The organism is Streptomyces sp. NBC_01257 (assembly GCF_035917255.1).
Lineage (GTDB): Bacteria > Actinomycetota > Actinomycetes > Streptomycetales > Streptomycetaceae > Streptomyces.
Genome location: NZ_CP108472.1, coordinates 763,266 through 785,345, shown reverse-complemented (window position 1 = coordinate 785,345; position 22,080 = coordinate 763,266). Strand labels below are relative to the sequence as shown.

Below are 22,080 nucleotides of genomic sequence, written 5' to 3'. Positions count from 1 at the left end.
GAAGCTGGATCGCCGGTCGGAAAGGACGGGCGCATCAGCGTGGTGAAGGTGAATCGGTACCGGCGCCTGAATGAGAGGCGTACACAAGTACCGATTGCAATGTAGCACGGCTGCCGGACTCCGGGCGCCGATGTGGTGCGGGTAACTCCATTGCGGCGGGGGTGCGGGAGTGGTTTCGTACTCCGGTCCGGTCCTCACTCCCGACCCCGGAGTCACCTTGCCGATACATCTCACCGCCCTGACCGATCCCGACCGCGGCGCCAACGACTACCGCCTGGCGTGGCTGGCGTCCGACGAGGCCGGAGCACCTGTCGGATCGGCGTTCCTGCGGGTGTTCACCAGGGAGGGCCAGGACCATCTGGCCGAGCTGGACATCCAGGTCCACCCGGCCGAACGCCGCAGGGGGACCGGCTCCCGGCTGCTGGAGGCGGCCGCCGGGGCCGCGGCGGACCTCGGCCGCAGGGCCGTCGTCGCGCAGGCCGGGGACGGCACCCCGGGAGACCTGTTCCTGCGGGCCAGGGGGCTGCGCAGGGTCCTCGCCCTCACCTACGCCCGGCTGCCGCTGAAGCAGGTGGACACGGCGGCACTGACCGCCGTCATCGAGGAGCCGCATCCCGGCTACCGGCTGGAGTTCTGGGACGGCACCGTCCCCGAACCGCTGGCCCACACCTTCGCCGCATCGCGCCGCGCAATGGACGACATGCCCATGGACGACACCGACTACGGCACCATGGTCTGGGACGTCGACCGGGTCAGGTCCGTCGCCCGGTCCGTCGCCGACCGGGGCGAGCTGCTGCACACGGTCGCCGCCGTCGACGAGAGCGACGGATCGATCGCGGGCTTCACCGAACTCGTCGTGCCGGGCGACCGCCTGGGCGACGCCCAGCACTACGGAACGGGCGTCCTGCCCGAGCACCGGGGCCACGGCCTCGCCCGCTGGATGAAGGCGGCGTCCATCCTGCGGGCCCGCGAGCACCACCCGGACCTGGGCGGCCTGCTCGCGGACACCGCGGACAGCAACACGTACATGCGGCGTATCAACGACGCGTTCGGATACGAGCCGACGCACCGCTCCTTCGAGTACCAGCTCGACCTCTGAGGTCTGCCGACCCGACCCGGTCAGGCCGGGCCCGGCTCCTCGTCGCGCCCGGCCGCCGTGTCCCGTTCCCGGAACACCTCCAGGATCTGCTCGGCGGCCAGCGTGGCGGGCAACGAGCCCTCCCGTACCCGCCGTTCGAGGTCCGGGGTGAGGGCGCGCACCCCGGGATGGCTGCGCAGACTCTCCAGCAGTTCGTCCCGCACCATCGTCCACGTCCAGTCCACCTGCTGCTCACTGCGCTTGGCCGCGAGCCGGCCCGTCGACTCCAGCAGCGCCCGGTGCTGCTCAAGGCGCTCCCACAGGGTGTCCAGACCGCTGGACTCGCGGGCGCTGCAGGTCAGCACCGGCGGCGTCCACGCAGCGTCCACCGGGTGCATCAGCCTTAGCGCACCCGCCAGTTCGCGTGCCGCGGAGCGGGCGTCGCGCTCGTGCGGGCCGTCGGCCTTGTTCACCGCGATGGCGTCCGCCAGCTCCAGGACACCCTTCTTGATGCCCTGGAGCTGGTCACCGGTGCGGGCCAGTGTCAGCAGCAGAAACGTGTCGACCATGTTGGCGACCGCCGTCTCCGACTGGCCGACACCCACCGTCTCCACCAGCACCACGTCGTAGCCCGCCGCCTCCATCACCACGATGGACTCCCGGGTCGCCTTCGCCACCCCGCCCAGCGTGCCGGCGGTGGGGGAGGGGCGGACGAATGCCGCCGGGTCCACCGCGAGCCGCTCCATCCTGGTCTTGTCGCCGAGGATGGAGCCGCCGGTGCGGCTGGAGGACGGGTCCACGGCGAGCACCGCGACCCGGTGCCCGAGCCCGGTGAGCATCGTGCCGAGGGCGTCGATGAACGTGGACTTGCCGACTCCGGGCACCCCGCTGATGCCGATGCGCCGGGCGCTGCCCGAGTGCGGCAGCAACTCGCGCAGCAACTGCTGGGCCAGCGCCCGGTGATCGGGGCGGGTGGACTCGACGAGCGTGATGGCGCGCGCGACATGCGCGCGCTTCCCGTCGAGAACGCCCTTCACATAACTGTCGAGATCGATCTTCGGGGCCATCGGTTCAGCGGCTCACAGCTCGTGGCCGAGTGTGGCGCCCAGGCGCGTGACCAGGTCGTGGGCGGCGTCCGGGATCACCGTCCCGGGCGGGAACACCGCCGCCGCGCCCGCCTCGTGCAGGGCCTCGATGTCCTGGGGCGGGATGACCCCGCCCACGACGATCATGATGTCCTCGCGGCCCTCGGCCGCGAGCTCCTCACGCAGTGCGGGTACGAGCGTGAGGTGGCCGGCGGCCAGCGAGGAGACGCCCACGATGTGCACGTCCGCCTCGACCGCCTGCCGGGCGACCTCGCCCGGCGTCTGGAACAGCGGGCCCACATCCACGTCGAAGCCCAGGTCGGCGAAGGCGGTCGCGATGACCTTCTGGCCCCGGTCGTGCCCGTCCTGGCCCATCTTGGCGACCAGGATGCGCGGACGGCGTCCCTCCGCCTCCTCGAACGCGTCGACCAGCGCGCGGGTGCGGTCCACGGACGGCGACTCCCCTGCCTCGTTGCGGTACACACCCGAGATCGTACGGATCTGGCCCGCGTGCCGGCCGTACACCTTCTCCAGCGCGTCGGAGATCTCGCCCACGGTCGCCATCGCGCGCGCCGCGTCGACCGCCAGCGCCAGCAGGTTGCCCTCCAGGCCGGGCCCCGGGGCCCGCCCGGCGGCGGCCGACAGGGCGCGCAGGGCGTCCTGGCAGGCCTGCTCGTCGCGCTCCTCGCGCAGCCGGCGCAGCTTCTCGATCTGCTGGGTGCGGACGGAGGAGTTGTCGACCTTGAGGACGTCGATCTTCTCGTCGGTCTCGACGCGGTACTTGTTGACGCCGATGACGGGCTGGCGGCCGGAGTCGATGCGGGCCTGGGTGCGGGCGGCGGCTTCCTCGATGCGGAGTTTGGGGATGCCGGCGTCGATGGCCTTGGCCATGCCGCCGGCGGCCTCGACCTCCTCGATGTGCTGCCAGGCCCGCCGCGCCAGGTCGTGGGTGAGCTTCTCCACGTAGGCGCTGCCGCCCCACGGGTCGATGACCCGTCCGGTGCCGGACTCCTGCTGGAGCAGGAGCTGGGTGTTGCGGGCGATGCGCGCCGAGAAGTCGGTGGGCAGGGCGAGGGCCTCGTCGAGGGCGTTGGTGTGGAGCGACTGGGTGTGGCCCTGGGTGGCGGCCATCGCCTCGACGCAGGTGCGTGTGACGTTGTTGAACACGTCCTGCGCGGTCAGCGACCACCCCGAGGTCTGTGAATGGGTGCGCAGCGAGAGGGACTTGGCGTTCTTCGGCTCGAACTCCTTGACCAGCTTGGCCCAGAGCAGCCGGGCCGCCCGCAGCTTCGCGACCTCCATGAAGAAGTTCATGCCGATCGCCCAGAAGAACGACAACCGCGGTGCGAACGCGTCGACGTCGAGCCCTGCGTCGCGTCCGGCCCGCAGGTACTCCACCCCGTCGGCCAGGGTGTACGCCAGCTCCAGGTCGGCCGTCGCTCCGGCCTCCTGGATGTGATAGCCGGAGATGGAGATCGAGTTGTAGCGCGGCATCTTCTGCGAGGTGTACGAGAAGATGTCGGAGATGATCCGCATCGAGGGCTTCGGCGGATAGATGTAGGTGTTGCGGACCATGAACTCCTTCAGAATGTCGTTCTGAATGGTCCCGGCCAATTTCTCGGGCGGCACGCCCTGTTCCTCGGCGGCCACGATGTAGAGCGCGAGTACGGGCAGCACCGCGCCGTTCATCGTCATCGACACCGACATCTTGTCCAGCGGGATGCCGTCGAACAGCTGACGCATGTCGTAGATCGAGTCGATCGCGACACCGGCCATGCCGACGTCACCGGTCACCCGCGGGTGGTCGCTGTCGTAGCCGCGGTGGGTCGGCAGGTCGAACGCGACCGAGAGGCCCTTCTGCCCGGCCGCGAGGTTGCGACGGTAGAAGGCGTTGGACTCCTCGGCGGTGGAGAAGCCCGCGTACTGCCGGATCGTCCAGGGCTGGTTGACGTACATCGTCGGGTAGGGGCCGCGCAGATACGGCGCCACCCCCGGGTACGTACCGAGGAAGTCGATGCCCTCCAGGTCCTGGCCGGTGTACAGCGGCTTGACCGCGATGCCCTCCGGCGTCTCCCACAGGAGATCGCCGTCGGAGGTCCCGGAGGACTCCTTGACCGCGGCACGCCACTGGTCCTCGGTCACCTCGGTGCCGCTGCCCGGCCCGAGCTCGATGTCGGAGAAATCGGGGATCCGCATTACGCCACACCCATACGGTCGAGAACGGAGGAGAGCACGGCCACCACGTCACACCCGGCGAAGACGAACTCGTCGACGCCCGGGTACTCACCGGGCCGCCCCGCCAGGTACACCCGCTGCGCACCGGCGGCGACGAGCGCCCCGGCGACCTCGCCTGCCTGTTCGGCGTAGAGCGCGTCGCTGGAACACAGACACACCAGGTCCGTGCCCGCGGCGGTGAACGCCGCCGCGGCCGACGAGACGTCCACCTGGACCGGCTCGTGGACGGGTTCGATGCCGCCCGCCCGGAACAGGTTCGCGGCGAACGAGGCACGCGCGGTGTGCGCCGCGGCGGGGCCGAGCGCGGCGAGGAACACCCGCGGCCGGTTTCCGGTCGCCGCCAGATGGGCGTCCGAACGGGCGCGCAGCGCCTCGAACGCCTCGTCGCGACGGACCACGGGCAGTCCGCCCTGCGCGGCGGCCGCAGGCAGGGGCTCCCGCTCCACCGCGCGCTCCGCGAGCTGAGGGAACTCGCTGACGCCGGTGATCGGCTCCTTGCGCCGGGCGAGGTCCTTGCTGCGGGCCGCCCAGGTGGCCGCGAGGCGGTCCGCGACCAGACCCGAGGACAGTGCCGCGGCCTGACCGCCGGCCCGCTCGATCTCCTGGAAGAACGACCAGGCGGAGTCGGCCAGTTCGTCCGTCAGCCGCTCCACGTACCAGGAACCGCCCGCCGGGTCGATGACCCGGGCCAGATGAGACTCCTCCAGCAGGATCGTCGACGTGTTGCGCGCGATGCGCCGGGCGAACGCGTCCGGCAGGCCCAGTGCGTGGTCGAACGGCAGCACGGTCACCGCGTCGGCGCCGCCGACACCCGCCCCCAGGCAGGCCAGCGTGGTCCGCAGCATGTTCACCCACGGATCGCGACGGGTCATCATCACGGGCGACGTCACCGCGTGCTGCCGCTGCCCGCCTGCCTCCGGTGCCCCGCAGACCTCGGCGACCCGCGCCCAGAGGCGGCGCGCGGCCCGCAGCTTGGCGATCGTCAGGAACTGGTCGGCGGTGGCCGCGTACCGGAACTCCAGCTGCGCGCAGGCCTCTTCGACACCGAGCCCGGCATCGGTCAGCGCCCGCAGATAGGCGACACCCGTCGCCAGTGAACTGCCCAGCTCCTGGGCGGCCGAGCCGCCGGCCTCGTGGTACGGCAGCGCGTCAACGGTCAGGGCCCGCAGCCCCGGATACCCGGCCGCGCAGCGCTTCGCCCAGCGCACGGCGGATGCCGTGTCCGCCGCGCCGCCGCTGCGGGCGGCCTGTCCCAGCGGGTCGGCGCCGAGGTTGCCGCGCACCGCTTCCGGCGCCACACCGCGCTCCGTGCACAGCCGGAGGAACTCCTCCGCCGCGGCGTCGAGTTCGTCTCCTGCGTCGAGGACGAGCGGTGCCAGGTCGAGGTGGACGCCCTGGAGGGCCCGGGCCAGACCGGACACCGGCACACCGCCGGTACCTCCGACGGTCAGCCACAACGAGGTGACGCCGTTCTCCAGGTCCCCGAGTACGGCCTCGTTGAGCCGGACGGGATCCGTCGAGGTGTGGCGCTGCCGGACCCCCCAGCCGCCCGCCGTGCTGCCCTGCGGCGTACTGCCGCGGGTGAAGGGGGCGAAGCCCGGGAGACCGGCATCGGGCGCGTCGTCGCGCGAGGTGTAGAGGGGACGAGTGATGAGCCCGTCCTCCACCTTGGTGGACAGTGCTTCCTCGGCGGCCGAACCCGAAACGTCCTTGCCCGACTTGCGCAGCACACCTTCGACGAGGCTCTGCCACTGCTCATGGGTGGGTTCCGGGAATTCGGCGGCCAACGAAAGCCCGTCAGCAGGCTGGACCGTCATGGATCCGATGCTAGGACAGGTCTCAGATACAGCAGCAGGGGCTCGACCTGTGACCTTGCCCTCTCCGAAACGCGCTTGATCCTTCACGCACCGTCGCCTAACCCGTGCCGTGGACGCCTGCCGGATCCATCCGTAACCGATGTGGATCCAATGATTGGTGATGATTCGCCACAGTGCGGCACCAAAAGTACGAAGTTATGCTGCTGGCAATCCATTCTTCCGGAGAGGACACGCTCGTGGCTGTGGGACCTGTGGAGTACCTCGTCGTCGCGTTTCCCGGCAGCCGTTTCACCGGTGCCATCGCGCCGGCGCTGGCCGAAGCGGTCGCCTCGAAAGCGGTACGCATCCTCGATCTGACCTTTGTGTACCGGACCGAGGACGGCGCGATCGAGACCGTCGAGCTGGAGGACCTCGACCCGGACGACCTCGTCTCGTTCGAGCCGGTCGAGGGTGAGGTCACCGGGATGCTGAACGGCGAGGACATCCGGACGCTGGGCGAGAGCGTGCCGCCGGGCAGTTCCGCCGCGCTCATCGTGTGGGAGGACCTCTGGGCGCTGCCGATCACCGAGGCGGTCCGCGCGTCGGGCGGCCGGCTCGTCGCCCATGAGCGGATTCCCGCCGAGGTCGCGGAGGCCGCGGTGGCGGCCGCCGCCACGGAACGCTGACCCCTCCCGCATCGCACCGGAAAGGCGCCCGACATGCCGATCTTTCGAGGACCTGGAATGAACCGCCGCGGCCCCGGTCTGCTGGGGGCGGTGGCGCGCACGGCTGTCGTCGCCGGCACGGCATCGGCGGTCAGCGGCCGCGTGCAGCGGCACCAGCAGGCGAGGTTCGCCGATGACGACGCCGACCAGCTGGCCGAGGAGCAGATGCGGCAGCAGATGCAGATGCAGGCCGCTCAGCAGCAGGCCTCCCAGCAGCAGGCCTCCCAGCAGCAAGCGGCCCAGCAGCAGGCCGCCGAGCCGGCTCCGGACGATCTGATCAGCCGCCTTGAGCGGCTGGCCGAACTGAAGAAGCAGGGCATCCTCACCGACGCCGAGTTCAACGACCAGAAGATGAGGCTTCTGGCGGAGTGACTCCCTCTGTCAGGGCGGGCCGGCGGATGTCTGCTCCCGCCGCCGCCCGGGAGTGCGGCGGCGCATGACCGCGTCCGGCTGCTCTCCCGCCCGGTGAAAGCGTGCAACGCCCCGGGCCACGGGCCCGAAGCAGCTCTTTCACGCGCCCGCTTTCCCGGCCCGGAATGACCAGTCGATCATCTCCGGCGTTTTACTTTGTCGATTTCCCGACATCATGCGACTTTTGATCCGGCCAAGCCCGAAATCAATTCGGATACGTGTCGGGAAAAGAGGAAGTTCATCGTGCAAACCGCCAGGGCCGTCCCGGCAGCCTCTGTTCTCAACCTGCGGGACCTGGGCGGCATCGCCGTGGGCCCGGGCCGGCAGGTGCGGCCGGGCGTGGTGCTGCGCTCCGGTCAGCTCAGCGGTCTCGATCCGGTGCACGACGCGGCGGTGGCCGGACTCGGTATCCGTACCGTCGTCGATCTGCGGACCGCGGACGAGCGGTCCTCGGCGCCCGACCGGCTGCCGCCCGGGGCCCGGCTGTTCGTCGCCGACGTGCTCGGGGACGACCCGGGAGTGGCGCCCGCCAGGCTCCGTGCCCTGCTCGCCGATCCGGTCGAGGCCGAGCGGCTGCTCGGGGGCGGGAAGGCCGAGGAGATGTTCGCCGAGACGTACCGCCAGATGGTGCTCTCGCCGCGCGCGGCCGCCGCCTACCGGGCCTTCGTCGAGACGGCCGCCGACGCCGCCGCGCGCCCCGTGCTCTTCCACTGCACCGCGGGCAAGGACCGTACGGGCTGGGCGGCGACCGTGCTGCTCCTGCTGCTCGGCGCCTCGCGGGATGTCGCGAGGACGGAGTTCCTCGCGGTGAACCCGGTGGTGCGCGTCGCGTTCCGGCCGTACGTCCAGAGCTTCCTCGACGCGGGCGGTGACCCCGCGATCGCCTCCGCGATCATCGAGGTGCGCCCCCGCTACCTCGACACGGCCCTGGACGCCATGGACGAACGCTGGGGAGGGCTCGACGGCTACGCACGCGACGGGCTGCGCATCCCCGAGCCCGCGCTGCGGCGCCTGCGCGACGAGCTCGTGGTCTCCACCGGCTGAATCCGGGGGAGGGGACCGGCCCGTCCTCCGGTGCCGGCACGCCCCGCTGTCTGTCCTGCCGATCGGGACCGACCGGTTGACTTGATACCCCTAGGGGGTATCTTGTGAGGCGTAGGGCAGCCGCACCGGAGGAGAGCGTGATGAACAACGGACTGAAGATCACCGCCTTTGCCGCCGCGCTGGCGGCGACCTTCGGTGTCGCGTACGGCGTGGGGAACGGTGTCGGCCCGCAGCTGACCGCCCAGGTGCGGCCCGCGGGTGGGCACGGGGCGGATCACGGACCCGCCGAGCCGGTTGCCGGCCCGGCGGCGGGCGGGCTGCAGGTCTCGGAGGCCGGCTACACGCTGGATCTGCGGACGGCCGCGCTCGGGGCCGGGACCCGCACCGTCCTGCGGTTCGCCGTGGTCGACGACGCGACCGGCCGCAGGGTCACCGCGTATCAGCGCGAGCACGGCAAGGAACTGCACCTCGTCCTCGCCTCACGGGACCTCACGGTCTACCGGCATCTGCACCCCGTGCGCGCCGCCGACGGCACCTGGTCGGTGCCCGTATCGCTGCCGGCCGCCGGTGACTACCGCATGTTCGCCGACTTCACCCCGGCCGTGCGGGGCGCCTCGAACCTGACGCTGGGAACCGACCTCGCCGTGTCCGGCGGCTACCGTCCCAAGGAACTGCCGGCCGTGCGCCCCACCGCGGTGACCGACGGCTACGAGGTGGCGCTGAGCGGAGGGCTGCGCGCCGGCCGGGAGAGCGAACTGGAACTGACCGTCAGCAGGAACGGCAGGCCCGTCACGGACCTGCAGCCCCACCTCGGTGCGTACGGTCACCTCGTCGCCCTGCGCTCCGGCGACCTCGCCTACCTCCATGTCCACCCGAACGAGGGAGGTCCCGGTCCCGCCGTCTCGTTCGCGGCCACCGCGCCGAGCGCGGGCACCTACCGTCTCTTCCTCGACTTCCGTCACGGCGGGACGGTGCACACCGCCGCGTTCACCGTCGAGGCAAGGACGACGGCCCGCCCGGAAGCCGGGCGGGCCGGATCTGCGACACCTGACACACACGGCCACTGATCACGGCACGGCGTGCGGGGGTCGCGTCCCTCAGACGTTCAGCAGGCGCTCGGTGAGGTCGCGGTAGTGCTGCAGGGTGACCCGCAGTTCCTCGGTCCGGGAGCCGGGGTCGCCGTCGCGGCCGGAGCTGCCGAGCGTGCGCCGCTGTTCCTTGAGTGCCGCCGTGAGCCCGTCGACGACGGAGTCGAAGGTGCTCTCGGCCTCCTCGACCGCCTTGCGGGGACTCTCGACGAACTCGCTGACGGCGTGCTGGAGCCGCTGGGCGAGCTTGTCGTGGTCGCCGTCCGGGATGAGGGAGTGGCGGCTGCCGGGTGTCTCGTCCCGGGTGCGGGGTGTCTCATCGCGGGACCCGATTGTCTTCTCCCGGGTGTCAGGTGTCTTCTCCCGCGTGTGGGTCGACCGGGATTCGGGGGACCGGGTGTCGGACGACCGGGCGTCGGACGACAGGGCGTCGGAGGTCCGGGTGTCGGACGTCCGGGTGTCGGTCGGCAGTCGGGTCGCCGGTCCGTCGTCGGGCGGTGCGGCCGCCGGGGTCCGCATGCGCGGGATACCGGCCGGGGCGTCATCCGGTTTGCGTGCGGCGTCGCCGCCCGTGGGGGCGGGGTCGACCGTGCGGCCGGTGGTGGTGGCCTCCGTGGGCTTCTTCGCCGCCTCGGGGACGTCGGTGGGGATGCGAGGAGTGCGATCGGCGTCGTGCGTCATGCCCTGTCACTTCCTTCTGCGTGGTTCGAGTGCCGGCTGACCGGCCGGTCCGTGCCGTTGGAGACGAGTACGTCGAACAGCCCGCGGGCCTCGAGCAGCGCCTCGCGCATGTTCTCGGTGTCGCCGTCGTTCTGCTTGGCGTCGTGCACCCGGCGGTAGCCGTTGACGTGTTCGGCGTGGTGGACGGAGAGCGCGTCGCTCTGCTCGCCGAAGTCCGTGCCGTCGGGGAAGCCCAGGTCCTGGGCCAGTTCGGCCAGCAGGGTGTCCGCATCGGCGACCGCCTGCCGGGGCGCGTCGACGAAGCCGCCCTCGATCTGCGTCCAGCGGTCCGCGTACTGCGCGCGTGCCTCGGGGGTCAACGGACGTTCACGCAGCGAGCGGTGCCGCTTCAGGCGTTCGCGCAGCTCGTTGTCGGCGGCCTTCGCGTCGCCGTCGTGGCGGGCGACGGTCCGGTCGTACTCGGGGCCGAAGCGGCGCCGCATTCCCTGCCCGCCCGTCTGGCGTGTGTAGAGGAAGGCGAGGGCGCAGGCGGCGACGAGGACGACAGCGACGATGATCACTACGGTCGTCACGGTCACCACCCCTTCCCGTTCTCGGTCCGCGGGTCGCTGTGTTCCACGCTCACCATCCCTTTCGGTCCGTGTCCCGGCGCTGTGCCGGCCGGGCGTGCTGCTCGTGTACCCCGCCGTTCGCGTTCAAGGCACGGTGTCTGCCCGCGGCCCGAGTCGGGGGCGGCCTCCGGCCACCGCCGTACGGCCCCTGGGTATCGTGAAGGGGCTGCATCACACGCATCTCCGAGAGGGGCATCACGGTGACCGAGCGCAAGCCCACGGGCGTCAGCTTCGAGTCGTGGGTCGACAAACAGATTCGTGAGTCCGAACAGCGTGGTGACTTCTCCCAGCTGCCGGGGTTCGGCAAGCCGCTGGAAGCGATGGACCGCCCGTACGACGACACGTGGTGGATCAAGGCGAAGATGCAGCGCGAGGGGGTGTCCGTGCTCCCGCCGACCCTGGCCCTGCGTAAAGAGGCGGAGGACACCGTCGCAGCCCTGCCGGAGGTCCGCACGGAGGCGGAGGTGCGGCGGATGCTGACCGAGGTGAACGAGAAGATCGACGCGGCCGTCAGACGCCCGCCGCCCGGCCCCCTGCTGAACCTCCGGCCTTTCGATGTCGAGGCCCTCGTCGACGAGTGGCGCGCGGCCCGCGAGGCTTCCTGACGCGGTCGTTCGCGCGTGGGCCGCTCTTCCGGCCCGACTCACGTACGTAATACTCCCTGTATGAGATCAGGCATTACGTCACGGGGGCGCGGGGCGCTGGGCGAAGAGGTGGGGATCCGGCGGGCCACCGCCCGGGACGCGAAGCGGCTGACCCGGCTGGTGCGGACCTCCCGCGCCTACGAGGGCCCGTACGCACCCATGGTGGCGGGCTACCGGGTGGGCCACGACTACGTCGAGACGCACCGGGTCTTCGTGGCCGTGGGGGAGACCACCGGCCGGCTGCTCGGGTTCTACTCCCTGATCCTCGACCCGCCCGAACTCGATCTCATGTTCGTCGCCGACGCCGCGCAGGGCGCCGGTATCGGGCGCCTGCTCATCGGACACCTGCGGGACGAGGCGGGCGCGGCCGGACTCACCGATGTGCGCATCGTGTCGCATCCGCCCGCCGAGGGCTTCTACACGGAGGTGGGCGCCAGGCGGACGGGAACCGTCCGGGCCGCGCCGCCCGCGGTCATGTGGGACCGCCCCGAACTGGTGCTGCCCGTCGCCTGAGGCGACAGCGTTCCCGCCGGACCGCGTCAGTGACCCGCGGCCAGCTCGCCGCTCAAGGTGCCGTGGATCCGGGCGCTGTCCTGATTGAGGCCGATGATCTCCACCGTCTTGCCCCGCTGCGCGTACCTCGCGGTGACCGTGTCCAGGGCGGCCACGGAGGAGGCGTCCCAGACGTGGGCGGCCGACAGGTCGATGACGACGCGGACCGGATCGCCCGCGTAGTCGAACCGCGTGACCAGGTCGTTCGAGGAGGCGAAGAACAGCTCGCCGGTGACGGCGTAGAGCACGCTGTCGCCCTCCGGGTCCGTCACCGAGGTGACCTGTGCGACCCCGGCGACCCGACGGGCGAAGACGACCATCGCGCAGAGCGTGCCCACCACCACGCCGATGGCCAGGTTGTGGGTGGCGACCACGCACGCCACGGTGATCACCATGACGCCGGTCTCGCCGAGGGGCATCCGGCGCAGCGTCGCCGGCGCGACCGAGTGCCAGTCGAACGTACCGACCGACACCATCACCATCACGGCGACCAGCGCGGCCATCGGGATGTCCGAGACGATGGGGCCGAAGACGATGCAGAGCACCATCAGGAACGCACCGGCCAGGAAGGTGGACAGCCGCGTCCGTGCGCCCGACACGCGTACGTTGATCATCGTCTGGCCGATCATCGCGCAGCCGCCCATGCCGCCGAAGAACCCGGTCACCACGTTGGCGATGCCCTGGCCGACCGACTCGCGCGTCTTGCTGGAACGGGTGTCGGTGATCTCGTCGACGAGCTTCGCCGTCATCAGCGACTCCATCAGCCCCACCAGGGCCATCGCCAGCGCGTACGGCGCGATCGTCGTCAGCGTCTCCATGGTGAACGGGACGTCCGGCAGTCCCGGCACCGGCAGGGAGGACGGCAGGGCGCCCTTGTCGCCGACCGTCGGCACCGCGATCGCCGCACCGACGGTGATCGCGGTGAGGATCGCGATGGAGACCAGCGGCGCCGGCACGGCCTTCGTCAGCTTCGGGAAGAACACCATCAGGGCGAGGCCGCCCACGATCAGCGGATAGACGGCCCACGGCACGTCGTGCATCTCGGGGACCTGCGCCATGAAGATCAGGATCGCCAGGGCGTTCACGAAGCCGACCATGACGCTGCGCGGCACGAAACGCATCAGCCGTGCCACGCCCAGTGCGCCCAGCACGATCTGGAAGAGGCCGCCCAGGATGACCGCGGCGACGAGATACCCGAAACCGTGCTCGCGGTTGAGCGGGGCGATGACGAGGGCCACCGCGCCCGTCGCGGCCGAGATCATCGCGGGCCGGCCGCCCACGACGGAGATGGTGACGGCCATGGTGAACGAGGCGAAGAGGCCGATGCGGGGGTCGACACCGGCGATGATCGAGAAGGAGATCGCCTCGGGTATGAGGGCCAGCGCGACGACCAGACCTGCCAGGACCTCGGTACGCAGCACCTTCGGCGACCGGACGGGGGCGGTCAGTTCCTTCAGCGACCGTGCGGGGGAGAGCAGCAAGGGGAGCGGGACCTGTCCTGTTCGGGCGGAGCCCGGGACCGCCCGCCCGGCGGCGGGCACCGGGCGTTGTGCTGACCCCGGAACTCTACCCCCCGCCCCGGGGCCGGGACGCTCCGCGAGGGGCCGTGGGCCACCGGGCGGTCTACGGTGTGGGAAAGGCGATGACGCGGACGCCGCGGCTGTCCGGACGGAGGTCCACGGTGAGCCCGACACCCGAGGGGGACAGTGGCGAGGACGGTGCGTGGGGACGACGCCGCGAGACGCCCGAGCAACGGGCGGACCGCCGGTGGACCGATCTGCTCCAGGAACTGCGCGTCGCCCAGACCGGCGTGCAGATCCTCTTCGGCTTCCTGCTCGCCGTCGTCTTCCAGCCGCGCTTCACGGACCTCTCCGACACCGACCGCACGATCTACGTCGTCACGGTGATGTTCGGGTCGGCCACCGCGGGGGCGCTCATCGGGCCGGTCTCGTACCACCGGCTGCTGACCGGGAGGCGGATGAAACCGGAGACGGTCACCTGGGCGTCGCGACTCACCGTGATCGGGCTGGTCCTGCTGTTCTGCACGATGTGCTCGGCGCTCCTGCTGATCCTCCGGGTGGCGCTGCACAACGCCCTCGCCCTGTGGCTGGTCGGCGGGATGGCGCTGTGGTTCCTGGTCTGCTGGTTCGTCTTCCCGGCCTGGGCGCTGGCCCGCTCCCGGCCCGGACCACGACGGGAGAAGTGACGCTGCCGGGTGCCGGGCGGCTGTTCACGCCGTACCGGTGGCCGCAGATGTGTGGACGTCCGTCAGCGTGAAGAGCCCGCCGTCGGGGTCGATCAGGGTCGCCTCGCGGCCCTCGGGCCCGGTCAGCTCCTCGACCAGCGAACCGCCGCGCTCACGCGCCGCCGCGACAGCCGCGGGGACGTCGTCCACCGGGAAGATGACCTGCCAGTGCGGGCGGACGAGCGGATCGGGCGCCGCCTCGACCGCGTCCGAGCTGATGCGGGCCAGCTGGCGGCCGCCGCACTCCACGATCACCTCGTCCTTCACGTACGTCACCTCGCAGGCGCCGGGACGCCCGCTGGCCCAGTCCAGGACCTCGCCGTAGAAGATCGCCGCGTCGAACGCGCTCCGGGTGCGCAGCCGCAGCCAGGCGTGCGCATGGCCGTCCGGGGCCGGCGGCGAAGTCGCCGGCTCGGTCCGTTCCCAGATGCCGAACCCCGCGCCGTCGCGGTCGGCGGCCAGCGCGCCGCGCCCCTTGCCCAGCCCCAGCGGGCCCACCGCCACCGTGCCGCTGCGCTCCCGGATCCGGGCAGCTGCATCATCGGCGTCCCGGACGGCGAAGTAGGGCGTCCACGCCACCGCGACGCGGAACGTACTGGCCACGGCGCCGATGCCGGCCACCGGTACGTCGCCGCGACGGGCGACCGAGAACTCCTGGCCGAGCTTGCCCGGCCGGAACGTCCAGCCCATCACCGGGCCGTAGAACTCCTGGGCCGACTCCAGGCCGAGGGTCATCAGGTTGACCCAGCAGGGCGCGGCCGAGCCGGTCAGCGGCGCGGGCGCGGATGCCATACCAGAGGTGCCTGCGGTCATGGTCCTACTGCCTTCATGGGATGTGCGGCAGACGTGTGCCGGTGGCCTTCGGGCCTTCACCAGCCTCACCGCGGGCGGCCGCTCCCGCAACACGCGGCTTCGCCGCCCGCCGCGGCACCGGGTGGGCGCCCCGCCGGGCCGGCGGTCCGGGACCGCGGCGCGGGCCGCTCAGTCGCGCCGCTCCTCGTCGTCCCGGTGGGCGGTCCCGCTGCCGTGATCACCGAGCTCGTACGGCGAGAGCCCCCGGCCGTCGGCGGGGAAGCTGTCGTCGCCATGGACGTCGTGCTCCTCGACGTGGGCGCGGTGATCGGGCACCACCGGCTGCTCGTCGGGCCGGGGAGGGGGCAACTCCTCGGCCCGACGCCGCCTGCCCAGCCAGACGGCGCCGATCAGCACGGCCACCAGGACCACGCCGACCACGGCCATCACCCACCCCGTCGCGCTCCGTCCGTCCGCGAGGGTGATGGCGAGGGAATTCAGGGCTCCATCCGATACGTCCATGCTTGCCGGATACCCCGGGGCGGGGCAGTCACTCGGATCTGCGGTCGAATTCATGTTTTAAGTGGATATGGCCGTAAAAAGTGTTTCGAATTCATGTGAGGTGAATTGCCGCCGGTACCCGCGGGGCGGCCGGGCCCCTCATGTCGCAGGCGTGCGGCTGCGGGGCGAGCCTGGAAGTGACCCCTCCGGAAGGAACCGCGGTGAACAGCACACAGGAAGAGCAGCGGACGGACCAGAGCCGTTCCGGCAGTGAGGTGTCGGTCGTCGTCAGCGGGTGCGAGAAGGGCGACGCGCGCACGGTCTTCGACGTGCTGAGGGCCGCCTTCACCACCGACCGGGCCTCCGTCGACGTGCCGCAGGACGTCAACGGCAAGCGTCCGACCGCATGGGTCGTGACGGTCGATGTCACCGAGGCCCGCGTGGTGTCGGGGCCCGTACGGCTCGGCGCACCCGTCACGGTCGACGCGCAGGGCGGCTACTGGGCGGTCGAGCGCCTGCGGCAGAGCCTGGCGGACGCCTTCGCCGTCCGGGTCGTGGGCACCGTCTCCGGCGACCAGGAGGAGGAGGTCCGGCTGCGGCTGGAGAACGCCTAGCGCCTCTCCCGGAGACGGCCCGCCGTCCGCTGCTCCATCCGCCCGCCACGCCGACCTGCGGACGGCACACACCGGACGGATATGCGCCGGTCACAGGGGGTGAGGGGCCGGATATGTTGCGCGACCGGCTCCACCGGGTCACCCTATGGAGTGACCCAGAAGTGACATCTGCTCACTGTTCGTATTCGGGGGTCGTTGGTTCAACGGGGCGAAGCATGTGGGCCTCGATGTGAGGAGCCTCGACGATGACCGTTCCACTCGACCGGCACTATCTGGTCGAACTCCAGGTATCGGCAGAGCGTGTGTCCCAGCTGCGACGGATCGTCGCCGCACACCTCCGTCACTGGAGTCTCGAACTCCACATCCGGCCCGTGTGCCGGGCTGTGGAGGAGCTGCTGACCAACGTCCAGCGGCACGTCGGTGACGACAACACCTGTGTCCTCGAACTCCGCTGGTCCGGACGGCACCTCACGGTCTCCGTCGCCGACAACGGTTCCGACATGCCGCGGCTGCTCCACGAGGGCGGCGGCCTCAGCCGGGTCATGGCGCTCAGCGACAGCTGGGGCACCTGCCGGACCGCCGAGGGCAAGGTCGTCTGGTTCACCCGGTACGCGCAGGAGCCGCAGCTCATCGAGCTGGTGCCGCTGCCGCCACTGCCCGGGGTCCGCGAGTTCCGCCGGCCGCCGGCCGTCGTCACGGACCTTCCCGCGGCGGCCCCGGTCCGGACCGACGCCCTCGCCCTCGTCTGAGGCGGCGGTACGGAGCGGCCCCGGCCGTCCCCGCCCCCCCGGCGCACCCTCCGGCGCGGATCCACTGCCCCTTTCGGGCATGGTCCGCGCCGGTCGGGTATCCGGGTGGAGGGGTCCGCGTTGCGTCGCCGCGCGCGGCGCGGCACGGTCGAAGTACCGAGGCAAGGAGGCCACAGTCATGCCCATCGCAACGGTCAACCCCGCGAACGGCGAGACGCTCAGGACGTTCGACGCACTGGGGGCGGACGAGATCGAGCGGCGGCTCGCCGCGGCGGACGCCGCATTCCGGGAGTACCGCACCACCGGATTCGGTGAGCGGTCACGGCTGCTGAACCGGGCCGCCGACCTGCTCGACGAGGACCAGCAGGACATCGCCCGCACCATGACCCTGGAGATGGGGAAACCGGTCAAGGCCGCCCGGGCCGAGGCCGCGAAGTGCGCCAAGGCCATGCGCTGGTACGCCGCCCACGCCGAGGAGCTCCTCGCCGACGAGCATCCCTCGCCCGCCGACGTGAAGGACGCCGGTGCGTCCCGTGCCTACGTCCACTACCGCCCCCTGGGCACGGTGCTCGCCGTGATGCCGTGGAACTTCCCCCTCTGGCAGGTCGTACGGTTCGCGGCCCCCGCGCTCATGGCCGGGAACACGGGCCTGCTCAAGCACGCGTCGAACGTGCCGCAGACGGCCCTGTACCTGGGCGACCTGTTCCACCGGGCCGGCTTCCCGGCGGGCTGCTTCCAGACCCTCCTGGTGGGCTCCGGGGCCGTCGAGGCGATCCTGCGCGACCGCCGGGTGGCCGCGGCAACCCTGACCGGCAGCGAACCCGCCGGCCGCGCCGTCGCGGCCGTCGCCGGCGACGAGGTCAAGCACACCGTCCTGGAACTCGGCGGCAGCGACCCCTTCCTCGTCCTGCCATCGGCCGACGTCGCCAAGGCGGCCCGTACGGCCGTGACGGCCCGGGTCCAGAACAACGGGCAGTCCTGCATCGCCGCCAAGCGGTTCATCGTGCACACCCAGGTGTACGAGGAGTTCGCCGAGCGCTTCACCGTGGGCATGCGCGACCTCGCCGTCGGCGATCCGCTGGAGGAGTCCACCGACATCGGCCCGCTCGCCACCGAGCAGGGGCGCACCGATCTGGAGGAGCTCGTCGACGACGCGCTGGGGAAGGGGGCCGGCGCCCTGTGCGGCGGCGGCCGGCCCGAGGGCCTGACGGGCGGCCTGGAGCGGGGCTGGTTCTACGCCCCCACGGTCCTCGGCGGCATCACGCCCGCCATGCGCATCCACCATGAGGAGACCTTCGGTCCCGTCGCCACGCTCTACCGGGCCGGCAGCCTCGACGAGGCCGTGGAGCTGGCCAACGACACGCCGTTCGGGCTCAGTTCCAACGTCTGGACCCGGGACGCCGAGGAGAGCAGGCGCTGCGTCCGCGATCTGGAGGCGGGCGGTGTCTTCTTCAACGGCATGACGGCCTCGCACCCCGCACTGCCGTTCGGCGGGGTGAAGCGCTCCGGCTACGGACGTGAGCTCGCCGGCCACGGCATCCGCGAATTCTGCAACGCCACGACCGTCTGGTACGGAGCCTGACCACGGTCCGGGCCCCGTACCGGCCGGACCACCGCACACCGCCCGCTGAGAGGTGACCATGAGCGACGCACCGCCGTCCTCATCGACGACCGGCCCGTCCGACGAGGAGATCGCCGCGCTCGACGCGCACTGGAGGGCGGCCAACTACCTGGCCGTCGGCCAGATCTACCTGATGGCCAACCCGCTGCTGACCAGGCCGCTCGCCCCCGAGGACATCAAGCCCAGGCTGCTCGGCCACTGGGGCACCTCACCGGGGCTCAACCTCGTCTACACCCACGTGAACCGCATCATCAGGTCGCGCGGCACCTCCGCGCTCTGTGTCTGGGGCCCCGGTCACGGCGGCCCCGCCGTCCTCGCCAACTCCTGGCTGGAGGGCAGCTACTCGCAGACCTACCCCGATGTGAGCAGGGACGCGGCGGGCATGGGACTGCTGTTCAAGCAGTTCTCCTTCCCCGGCGGAGTGCCCAGCCATGTCGCGCCCGAGACACCCGGCTCCATCCACGAGGGAGGCGAACTCGGCTACTCCCTCGCGCACGCCTACGGGGCCGCACTCGACCATCCGGACCTGCTGGTCACCTGCGTCATCGGCGACGGCGAGGCGGAGACCGGACCGCTCGCCGGGTCCTGGCACGCCAACAAGTTCCTCGACCCCGTCCACGACGGAGCCGTCCTCCCGGTCCTGCACCTCAACGGCTACAAGATCGCGAACCCGACGGTGCTCGCCCGCCTCCCCGAGGAGGAGCTCGACGCGCTGCTGCGGGGCTACGGACACGAACCGCTGTACGTGGCGGGGGACGACCCCCTCACCGTGCACCGGGCGATGGCCGCCGCCATGGACCGGGCCGTCGACCGCATCCAGGAGCTCCAGGAGGCGGCCCGGACCGGCGGTGACACCGGCCGCCCGCCCTGGCCGATGATCGTGCTGCGGACCCCGAAGGGCTGGACCGGCCCGGACGAGGTGGACGGGCTGCCCGTCGAGGGCACCTGGCGCGCCCACCAGGTCCCGCTGCCCGGGGTCCGGGACAACCCGGAGCACCTGCGGCAACTGGAGCGGTGGATGCGCTCCTACCGGCCCGACGAACTCTTCGACGCGGAGGGGCACCCCTCGGCGGAGGTCCTCGCCTGCGTACCGGAAGGCACGGCACGGCTCGGCGCCACCCCGTACGCCAACGGCGGGCTCCTCCTGCGTGACCTGCCGGTCCCGCCCCTGGAGGCGCACGCCGTCCGGGTGGACAGCCCCGGCACCACCCTGCACGAACCGACCAAGGTTCTCGGCGGTCTGCTGGAAGCCGTCATGACGGCCACCGCCGACCGGCGCGACTTCCGGGTCGTCGGCCCCGACGAGACGGCCTCGAACCGGCTCGACGCCCTCTACGAAGCCACCGGCAAGGCCTGGCAGGCCGGAACGCTCCCGACCGACGAGCACCTCGCCCGCGACGGCCGCGTCATGGAGATCCTCTCCGAGCACCTGTGCCAGGGCTGGCTTGAGGGCTATCTGCTCACCGGACGGCACGGACTCTTCTCCTGCTACGAGGCCTTCGCCCACATCGTCGACTCGATGGTCAACCAGCACATCAAGTGGCTGCGGACCTCGCGCCGGCTGCCCTGGCGACGCCCCATCGCCTCCCTCAACTACCTGCTCACCTCGCACGTCTGGCGCCAGGACCACAACGGCTTCTCGCACCAGGACCCGGGCTTCGTCGACCACATCCTGAACAAGAGCCCCGAGGTCGTCCGTGTCTATCTGCCCCCGGACGCGAACACCCTGCTGTCCGTGGCCGACCACGCGCTGCGCAGCCGGGACTACGTGAACGTGATCGTGGCCGGCAAGCAGCCCGGCTTCGACTGGCTCACCCTCGACCAGGCCCGCGCGCACTGCGCACGGGGCGCGGGCGTCTGGGAGTGGGCGGGCACGGAGGACGGCAGCCGCGAACCCGATGTCGTGCTCGCCTGCGCCGGGGACGTACCCACCCTGGAGACGCTGGCGGCGGCGGGCCTCCTGCGGCAGCATCTGCCGGAGCTGGCGGTACGGGTGGTGAACGTCGTCGACATGGCCCGGCTCATGCCGCACGGTGAGCATCCGCACGGGATGCCGGACTCCGAGTACGACGCCCTCTTCACGCGCGACAAGCCGGTGATCTTCGCCTACCACGGCTATCCCTGGCTGATCCACCGGCTGGCCTACCGCCGCACCGGCCACGCCCAGCTGCACGTCAGGGGCTACAAGGAAGAGGGCACGACGACCACGCCGTTCGACATGGTGGTCCGCAACGACCTCGACCGCTACCGGCTGGTCATGGACGTCGTCGACCGCGTGCCGGGCCTCGGCGTCCGTGCCGTGGCGGTGCGTCAGGCGATGGCGGACACCCGGACGCGCCACCACGAGTGGATCCGCGAACACGGCACGGACCTGCCGGAAGTGGCCGACTGGACCTGGCAGGGCCAATAAGCGTGCGGCCGGGGCCCGGACGGTGCAGACCGTCCGGGCCCCGGCCGTGTTCGCGCCGTCCGGCCCGTCAGTAGCGCAGTGCCGCCGCGATCCTTCCGTGTTCCTTCAGCGAGTCGTCCGCGACGAAGACCACGTCGGCGCCGCTGTCCAGGGCCGCCTCCACCAGTTCGTCGACGATGTCCTCACGGACGGTCTCCGGCGGCTCCGTGGCGTCCCCGCCGACCGGCACCAGGTGTTCCCGGTCGGCCCGGACCGTCTGCTGGTAGTGCTCCTCCACGGCCACCAGGCCGGCCCGTCCCTCCCGGACGGCGGCCCACACCTCGTCGAGACCGCCGGCGAAGGCACGCCTGCCGCGTGCCTCGTCCAGCTTTCCGTCGATCTCCGCGGCGAAGCGCTTCTGCCGGGCCTCCAGCGCGGGCCGCAGCTCGGTCAGCAGATCGCTCGCGGAGGTGTCGGCCGGTGCGCCCTTGGTGACCCGGCCGACCGCGACGTCGGCGCTCTCACCGACCTCGTCGAGCAGCGCGAGCGCCGGGGCGAGGCCGACCAGATAGAGCGGGCGCGGATCGGTGGCCAGCACCCCGCGCAGCTTCTCGTCCACCGTGCGCAGGAACTGGCGGGTCTCCTCGTCGCTGAAGGTGCTGGGCGTGTCCCCGATCCGCTCCTCGCGCTGCGGGTTGGGCGCCTCGCGCGGAGCCGTCAGCGGGAAACCGCCGATCCGCTCCTCGTGCGCGGCGTCGGCCGTGCCGCTGAACAGGGTGGCGTGGTCCGCCGACACGGTGAGCGCCCAGAACGGCTGGGCCTGGGCCTTCGCGGCGACCAGGTTGCGGGTCAGATAGGTGTCGCTCAGCACCACCCGCTCGGGCGCGGTGCGCGGCAGCTGCCAGATCTGGTACTCGTCCGCCGTCGCGAGGACCACCAGCGAGTCCAGGGCCCGGCGCGGATCGATCTCGGCCACCGCCCGGTCGAGCTGCCGGCGGACCGCGTCGCGCGCCTCGCGGGTGACATCGGGGTCGGCGTCGAGGCGGTTGCCCGCCTCCGACACCAGGTTGCGCAGCCGCACGGCGTCCTGGGCGTTGTCCGGTGCACGCCGATGGGTCGGCATGGTCAGGGACAGGGCCGGATAGGGCCTGGCCGCGCGGAGCTTCTGCAACAGACCGGCGGTCAGAGCATCCGTATCCATCAGTTCCCTCCCGGGGAC

The 22,080-nt window shown here is 71.6% G+C and carries 21 protein-coding genes; 12 read left to right on the top strand and 9 right to left on the bottom strand.

Annotation, left to right across the window (positions count from 1 at the left end; translation table 11 throughout):
* Positions 1 to 217 precede the first annotated feature (217 nt).
* Positions 218 to 1,099 carry a GNAT family N-acetyltransferase gene (locus tag OG408_RS03500; RefSeq protein WP_326668113.1) on the top strand — a complete coding sequence of 294 codons (882 nt, stop codon included), beginning with the start codon at positions 218 to 220 and terminating at the stop codon, positions 1,097 to 1,099.
* Positions 1,100 to 1,119: 20 nt separating this feature from the next.
* Here the strand turns inward: OG408_RS03500 and meaB are convergent, their stop codons facing one another.
* From meaB to mutA, 3 genes are read right to left on the bottom strand one after another with little or no spacing between them, the layout of a single operon-like run.
* Positions 1,120 to 2,145, bottom strand: a complete 1,026-nt coding sequence (gene meaB, locus OG408_RS03495; protein ID WP_266786990.1) for a methylmalonyl Co-A mutase-associated GTPase MeaB — start codon at positions 2,143 to 2,145, stop codon at positions 1,120 to 1,122.
* 12 nt (positions 2,146 to 2,157) lie between these two features.
* Positions 2,158 to 4,359, bottom strand: coding sequence for a methylmalonyl-CoA mutase (scpA, locus tag OG408_RS03490; RefSeq protein ID WP_285571195.1), 2,202 nt, complete (start codon positions 4,357 to 4,359; stop codon positions 2,158 to 2,160).
* The gene (gene mutA / locus OG408_RS03485) at positions 4,359 to 6,215 is read right to left on the bottom strand and encodes a methylmalonyl-CoA mutase small subunit (protein ID WP_326668110.1); all 1,857 of its coding nucleotides are present in this window, start codon (positions 6,213 to 6,215) and stop codon (positions 4,359 to 4,361) included. Before mutA ends, scpA begins: the two co-directional genes overlap by 1 nt.
* 236 nt (positions 6,216 to 6,451) lie before the next feature.
* On the opposite strand from mutA, the gene OG408_RS03480 reads away from it, so the two are divergent.
* The 4 genes from OG408_RS03480 (at position 6,452) to OG408_RS03465 (ending at position 9,441) form a co-directional block, all read left to right on the top strand.
* Positions 6,452 to 6,880 carry a DUF6325 family protein gene (locus tag OG408_RS03480; RefSeq protein WP_326668108.1) on the top strand — a complete coding sequence of 143 codons (429 nt, stop codon included), beginning with the start codon at positions 6,452 to 6,454 and terminating at the stop codon, positions 6,878 to 6,880.
* A gap of 57 nt (positions 6,881 to 6,937) precedes the next feature.
* Positions 6,938 to 7,291 (top strand): SHOCT domain-containing protein, encoded by a 354-nt coding sequence (locus OG408_RS03475; protein ID WP_326668106.1) that lies wholly within the window; start codon positions 6,938 to 6,940, stop codon positions 7,289 to 7,291.
* Positions 7,292 to 7,573: 282 nt separating this feature from the next.
* Positions 7,574 to 8,374 carry a tyrosine-protein phosphatase gene (locus OG408_RS03470; RefSeq protein ID WP_266787000.1) on the top strand — a complete coding sequence of 267 codons (801 nt, stop codon included), beginning with the start codon at positions 7,574 to 7,576 and terminating at the stop codon, positions 8,372 to 8,374.
* 140 nt (positions 8,375 to 8,514) lie between these two features.
* Entirely contained in the window at positions 8,515 to 9,441 is a 927-nt protein-coding gene (locus tag OG408_RS03465) for a hypothetical protein (RefSeq protein ID WP_326668104.1), read from the top strand.
* A 30-nt stretch (positions 9,442 to 9,471) separates the two neighbouring features.
* Here the strand turns inward: OG408_RS03465 and OG408_RS03460 are convergent, their stop codons facing one another.
* Positions 9,472 to 10,143, bottom strand: coding sequence for a hypothetical protein (locus OG408_RS03460; protein ID WP_326668102.1), 672 nt, complete (start codon positions 10,141 to 10,143; stop codon positions 9,472 to 9,474).
* Positions 10,140 to 10,724, bottom strand: coding sequence for a hypothetical protein (locus OG408_RS03455; RefSeq protein ID WP_266787006.1), 585 nt, complete (start codon positions 10,722 to 10,724; stop codon positions 10,140 to 10,142). Before OG408_RS03455 ends, OG408_RS03460 begins: the two co-directional genes overlap by 4 nt.
* 230 nt (positions 10,725 to 10,954) lie before the next feature.
* Between OG408_RS03455 and OG408_RS03450 the strand changes: the two genes are divergently transcribed.
* Together OG408_RS03450 and OG408_RS03445 are read left to right on the top strand one after the other, a co-directional pair.
* Positions 10,955 to 11,359, top strand: coding sequence for a J-domain-containing protein (locus OG408_RS03450; protein WP_326668099.1), 405 nt, complete (start codon positions 10,955 to 10,957; stop codon positions 11,357 to 11,359).
* Between the two features lie 60 nt (positions 11,360 to 11,419).
* Positions 11,420 to 11,911, top strand: coding sequence for a GNAT family N-acetyltransferase (locus OG408_RS03445; protein WP_285571176.1), 492 nt, complete (start codon positions 11,420 to 11,422; stop codon positions 11,909 to 11,911).
* Between the two features lie 26 nt (positions 11,912 to 11,937).
* Here OG408_RS03445 and OG408_RS03440 read toward each other — a convergent pair whose 3' ends face one another.
* A complete protein-coding gene (locus tag OG408_RS03440; RefSeq protein WP_442806004.1) occupies positions 11,938 to 13,431 on the bottom strand; it encodes a SulP family inorganic anion transporter in 1,494 nt (497 codons plus the stop codon).
* 200 nt (positions 13,432 to 13,631) lie between these two features.
* Between OG408_RS03440 and OG408_RS03435 the strand changes: the two genes are divergently transcribed.
* Positions 13,632 to 14,156, top strand: a complete 525-nt coding sequence (locus OG408_RS03435; protein WP_266787012.1) for a DUF6328 family protein — start codon at positions 13,632 to 13,634, stop codon at positions 14,154 to 14,156.
* A gap of 24 nt (positions 14,157 to 14,180) precedes the next feature.
* Here the strand turns inward: OG408_RS03435 and OG408_RS03430 are convergent, their stop codons facing one another.
* Both OG408_RS03430 and OG408_RS03425 read right to left on the bottom strand, forming a co-directional pair.
* The gene (locus tag OG408_RS03430; protein ID WP_442806003.1) at positions 14,181 to 15,008 is read right to left on the bottom strand and encodes a VOC family protein; all 828 of its coding nucleotides are present in this window, start codon (positions 15,006 to 15,008) and stop codon (positions 14,181 to 14,183) included.
* Between the two features lie 168 nt (positions 15,009 to 15,176).
* Positions 15,177 to 15,509 (bottom strand): DUF6479 family protein, encoded by a 333-nt coding sequence (locus tag OG408_RS03425; protein WP_266787016.1) that lies wholly within the window; start codon positions 15,507 to 15,509, stop codon positions 15,177 to 15,179.
* A gap of 200 nt (positions 15,510 to 15,709) precedes the next feature.
* On the opposite strand from OG408_RS03425, the gene OG408_RS03420 reads away from it, so the two are divergent.
* From OG408_RS03420 to OG408_RS03405, 4 genes are all read left to right on the top strand, one after another.
* Complete coding sequence (locus OG408_RS03420; protein ID WP_326668094.1) at positions 15,710 to 16,102, top strand: hypothetical protein; 393 nt, start codon at positions 15,710 to 15,712, stop codon at positions 16,100 to 16,102.
* Between the two features lie 245 nt (positions 16,103 to 16,347).
* Positions 16,348 to 16,851, top strand: a complete 504-nt coding sequence (locus OG408_RS03415) for an ATP-binding protein (RefSeq protein ID WP_266787020.1) — start codon at positions 16,348 to 16,350, stop codon at positions 16,849 to 16,851.
* Between the two features lie 178 nt (positions 16,852 to 17,029).
* Complete coding sequence (locus OG408_RS03410) at positions 17,030 to 18,433, top strand: NADP-dependent succinic semialdehyde dehydrogenase (protein ID WP_285571169.1); 1,404 nt, start codon at positions 17,030 to 17,032, stop codon at positions 18,431 to 18,433.
* Positions 18,434 to 18,491: 58 nt separating this feature from the next.
* Positions 18,492 to 20,882: a phosphoketolase family protein gene (locus OG408_RS03405; RefSeq protein WP_326668091.1), complete on the top strand. Its 2,391-nt coding sequence runs from the start codon at positions 18,492 to 18,494 to the stop codon at positions 20,880 to 20,882.
* Between the two features lie 67 nt (positions 20,883 to 20,949).
* Here OG408_RS03405 and OG408_RS03400 read toward each other — a convergent pair whose 3' ends face one another.
* Positions 20,950 to 22,062, bottom strand: a complete 1,113-nt coding sequence (locus tag OG408_RS03400; protein WP_266787026.1) for a baeRF3 domain-containing protein — start codon at positions 22,060 to 22,062, stop codon at positions 20,950 to 20,952.
* Positions 22,063 to 22,080 lie beyond the last annotated feature (18 nt).

What these genes read in the sequence shown, in the direction of transcription:
- meaB (WP_266786990.1), bottom strand. Translation starts at nt 2,145, where the DNA reads ATGGCCCCGAAGATCGATCTCGACAGTTATGTGAAGGGCGTTCTCGAC.
- scpA (WP_285571195.1), bottom strand. Translation starts at nt 4,359, where the DNA reads ATGCGGATCCCCGATTTCTCCGACATCGAGCTCGGGCCGGGCAGCGGC.
- mutA (WP_326668110.1), bottom strand. Translation starts at nt 6,215, where the DNA reads ATGACGGTCCAGCCTGCTGACGGGCTTTCGTTGGCCGCCGAATTCCCG.
- OG408_RS03475 (WP_326668106.1), top strand. Translation starts at nt 6,938, where the DNA reads ATGAACCGCCGCGGCCCCGGTCTGCTGGGGGCGGTGGCGCGCACGGCT.
- OG408_RS03465 (WP_326668104.1), top strand. Translation starts at nt 8,515, where the DNA reads ATGAACAACGGACTGAAGATCACCGCCTTTGCCGCCGCGCTGGCGGCG.
- OG408_RS03460 (WP_326668102.1), bottom strand. Translation starts at nt 10,143, where the DNA reads ATGACGCACGACGCCGATCGCACTCCTCGCATCCCCACCGACGTCCCC.
- OG408_RS03445 (WP_285571176.1), top strand. Translation starts at nt 11,420, where the DNA reads ATGAGATCAGGCATTACGTCACGGGGGCGCGGGGCGCTGGGCGAAGAG.
- OG408_RS03430 (WP_442806003.1), bottom strand. Translation starts at nt 15,008, where the DNA reads ATGACCGCAGGCACCTCTGGTATGGCATCCGCGCCCGCGCCGCTGACC.
- OG408_RS03425 (WP_266787016.1), bottom strand. Translation starts at nt 15,509, where the DNA reads ATGGACGTATCGGATGGAGCCCTGAATTCCCTCGCCATCACCCTCGCG.
- OG408_RS03415 (WP_266787020.1), top strand. Translation starts at nt 16,348, where the DNA reads ATGACCGTTCCACTCGACCGGCACTATCTGGTCGAACTCCAGGTATCG.
- OG408_RS03410 (WP_285571169.1), top strand. Translation starts at nt 17,030, where the DNA reads ATGCCCATCGCAACGGTCAACCCCGCGAACGGCGAGACGCTCAGGACG.
- OG408_RS03405 (WP_326668091.1), top strand. Translation starts at nt 18,492, where the DNA reads ATGAGCGACGCACCGCCGTCCTCATCGACGACCGGCCCGTCCGACGAG.
- OG408_RS03400 (WP_266787026.1), bottom strand. Translation starts at nt 22,062, where the DNA reads ATGGATACGGATGCTCTGACCGCCGGTCTGTTGCAGAAGCTCCGCGCG.